Origin of the sequence: Methylobacterium brachiatum, assembly GCF_900113845.1 — a bacterium.
GTDB classification, from domain to species: domain Bacteria; phylum Pseudomonadota; class Alphaproteobacteria; order Rhizobiales; family Beijerinckiaceae; genus Methylobacterium; species Methylobacterium brachiatum.
This window is the reverse complement of the sequence record NZ_FOQW01000045.1, coordinates 1-3217: the sequence shown is the minus strand read 5'-3', so window position 1 is coordinate 3217 and position 3217 is coordinate 1. Positions and strand designations below refer to the sequence as shown.

Below are 3217 nucleotides of genomic sequence, written 5' to 3'. Positions count from 1 at the left end.
CGATCCGGCTGCGCACTTCCTGTCCAATGGACGGTTCGAGGGCCGCTTTCCAAACGCCCAGGTCGAGGCGGACCACAACTTGAGCGCCGCCGTCGATGCGGAATGGTATTTAGCGCGCTATCCTGATGTCGCCGAGAGCGGCATCGATCCGATTGATCATTACATTCTCTACGGACGCGCTGAAGGTCGAACCCCAAGTCCCGAGGCAGAATCCCCATCCGTAGGACCAAGTATCCCGCCAATCGAGGAGCAAATTGGCGACGCATCTCCGGCAACCGCAGTCCAGCTAGCCTACGAAATTATTCTAGCCCGTGGTGCGGCTCCTCATGAAATACAACATTATTCTCATATGATAGAGGCCAATCAGGCCACCGTGAGAGACATCGTCGAAAGCCTATTCGTCTACAAATCACAGATGATCCTATCGCCGCCGGCGAAAGCACAACAATCCAACGATCCCTCCCGTGCCTACCTGTACGGCAAGAACCAATTCATCGACCTCGGCATCTGGACCGAACGTAGGATCGCATCGCCCCCCCCCAACAGCCGTTCCAGCGAACAAACCACGATTGACAGGTTTCCCTACATCAAGAGCTCGTGCAAACCTCGCGTCAGCATCATTACCAGCCTCTACAAAGGCGGCGATTTTATTGAAGATTTTATGGAAAATATTACTCAGCAGTCAATTTTCGACGATTGCGAGTTGATCATCATCGATGCCGATTCGCCTGAACAGGAGGAGAAAACGATTAAGCGTTATCAAGATAATTTTAGAAATATTATTTATAGGAGGATGAACTATCGCATCGGAATTTACGAGGCATGGAACCTGGGAGTCCAACTTGCATCGGGTCTGTACTGCACCAATGCAAACTTAGACGACTGTCGCGCAGTCGATAGTTTGGAGGTCCAGGCCTCAGCTCTGGATGCACTCCCGTTCGTAGATGTCGTTTATCAAGACGTCTATTATTCTTTCGACCCAGCCCTGTCGTTCGACGAAATCAAATCACTAGGTTTTAAGACGGACCTGCCCATTGTCAGTCGATATAATTTACTTGAGTTCAATCTGCCGCACAATGGGCCTATGTGGCGGCGCTCGCTCCATGACGATGTCGGGATGTTCAACAATGACTATAAATCGGCAGCAGATTTCGAATTCTGGATGCGATGCGCCATTGCCGAAAAATGTTTTTACAAAATTAATCGCCCCACGGTTGCCTATTACGTTAATCCGAAAGGCCTCTCGACAAGTGCTGACACGCGAGGCGTAGTAGAAGCGAATGATACGACAAGACGACTGAATCGACGCCTGATCTCTCCCTTCTTAACCATGAGGAAGGCCGATCTGAAAACGAAGCTCGAAGAGCTGTCCGGTTCCGACATCCCGACGACGGACCGCTATGCAATGGTCCAGCAAGCATTGCGGGCGGTATCTATCAATTCACGCCGGAAGGGCTGACAGCATGCGCTTAGTAGTCGACGGAGTTTTTTTCCAGCTTGAAACGACGGGCATCGCGCGTCTTTGGCGATCGCTTCTAGGGGAACTGGCGCGGAACGACGCCCTAACGATTTTTTTGCTCGACCGCGGTCGGTCACCGGTGATTGAGAATGTGACGGCGATCCCATTCCCCCGATACTCGGAAGCCTACAGCGCAGATGACTCGATAATGATACAGCGAGTCTGCGATTTCCATGGCGCAGACGTCTTTCTGTCAACTTACTATACTACGCCCCTAACGACCCCTTCGCTGCAGATCGTTTACGATATGATTCCGGAGCGGTTTGGCTTCGACCTGACCGCGCGGATGTGGAAGGAGAAGGAGAACGCCATCGCCTTCGCCCGAAAGCTAGTAGCGATCTCGAATCGGACGCGTGAAGATCTCATGGAGTTCTATCCCGAACTCAATGCAGGCGACACAATGGTTTCGTATCCTGGCTGCGATGCATCAGTCTTCTATCCACGCGACGGATCCGATCTGACCAGATTTCGCGTCGCGAATGGTGTGAGGGAAAACTACCTGATCCTTGTAGGAAAGCGAGAGCAGAATAAGAACTACAAGAATGCGGCCCTCTTATTCGATACTATATCCGAGTACGGGGTCGAAGATTTCGACGTCCTGTGTATCGGTGGCGAGAAGGAGGTCAACCAAGACGTCCTGAACACGTTGCCGTCCGCCGTGAGTGTCAAGAGGATCGAAGCGGATGACCAAGAATTAGCGGTGGCCTATTCGGGCGCATCCGCCCTGGTCTACCCCTCGCTCTACGAGGGATTCGGGTTGCCGGTCATTGAGGCCATGGCGTGTGGATGTCCTGTCATCACGACTGCGCTTGGTTCTTTAGGAGAAATCACGCCACATAGCGGCGCGTTGATCATTGATGCCTTTTCAAGGGCGGGCTTGTATGACGCACTTACGCAACTTCGGGATCCGCATCTACGACAGCGCGCTTCCGCAATTGGGCGCAATCATGCAAGCAAATTTACTTGGAGTCGGTTCGCGCAGGACATCCATTCCTCTCTTCTTTTGATCGACCAAGAATCAAAATCCGGGGCGTATGATACGTTTTTGTCCCGCTGGTCGGCGTTGAGAAAAATCCAGAGCGGGGTGGATGTTAGTCGTCTTACGTAACTATCTTGATCAGATCGGGCGTTCGCACATTGCCGTGGGGCCCCGATAGATCGCGGAGCCATAAAGCTCGTAACCAGAGGCGAACGGCTGCAAGCTTGATGCTGGTGAGGAGGTTGTTTGAGTCCTTGTCGTAGCACGTGGCGACGGCGCGGAAGTTCTTGCTGTTGCCGAAGGAGCACTCGACTAACTTGCGGTCTTTTTACAGGATCGGGCTCAAGGCCAGCATCTGTTTACGGTTGGGCATCGGCTTCACGGTGGCCCATCCGCTCTGCTCGACCATCCGGGCTTGCAACGCGTCGCTGTCGTAGGCCCAGTCACCCAGCAGGATCTGCGCCGCGCCCAACCCGCCCAGCATGTCGGCCACCGAGCGCCAGTCACGCGCTTGGCCGGGTGTAATCTTCAGCGTGACCGGACGACCCTCGGCATCCACCAGCACATGGATCTGATCCGCCCCCATTGAAGTGGTCCACCCTTTGGTATGGTTTTTGGCCAGGATGGAGTTGACCCGGTTTATGGTCCACGACCTATGCAAGTTCTCGGGCTGTGACAGCTTGGTTGGCGAAGGCTCGGGGCGTCAAGCCGCCCAGGGC

The 3217-nt window shown here is 53.8% G+C and carries 2 protein-coding genes and 1 pseudogene; 2 read left to right on the top strand and 1 reads right to left on the bottom strand.

Annotation, left to right across the window (positions count from 1 at the left end; all coding sequences use genetic code 11):
* The coding region (locus tag BMZ47_RS27670) for a glycosyltransferase (RefSeq protein WP_208601128.1) at positions 1 to 1459 on the top strand (1459 nt) is incomplete at its 5' end.
* Between the two features lie 4 nt (positions 1460 to 1463).
* A complete protein-coding gene (locus BMZ47_RS27665; RefSeq protein ID WP_167369125.1) occupies positions 1464 to 2627 on the top strand; it encodes a glycosyltransferase family 4 protein in 1164 nt (387 codons plus the stop codon).
* Between the two features lie 61 nt (positions 2628 to 2688).
* On the opposite strand, the pseudogene BMZ47_RS28355 reads toward BMZ47_RS27665, so the two are convergent.
* A pseudogene (locus BMZ47_RS28355) lies at positions 2689 to 3072 on the bottom strand (transposase); the annotation flags it as partial.
* Positions 3073 to 3217: the final 145 nt, after the last annotated feature.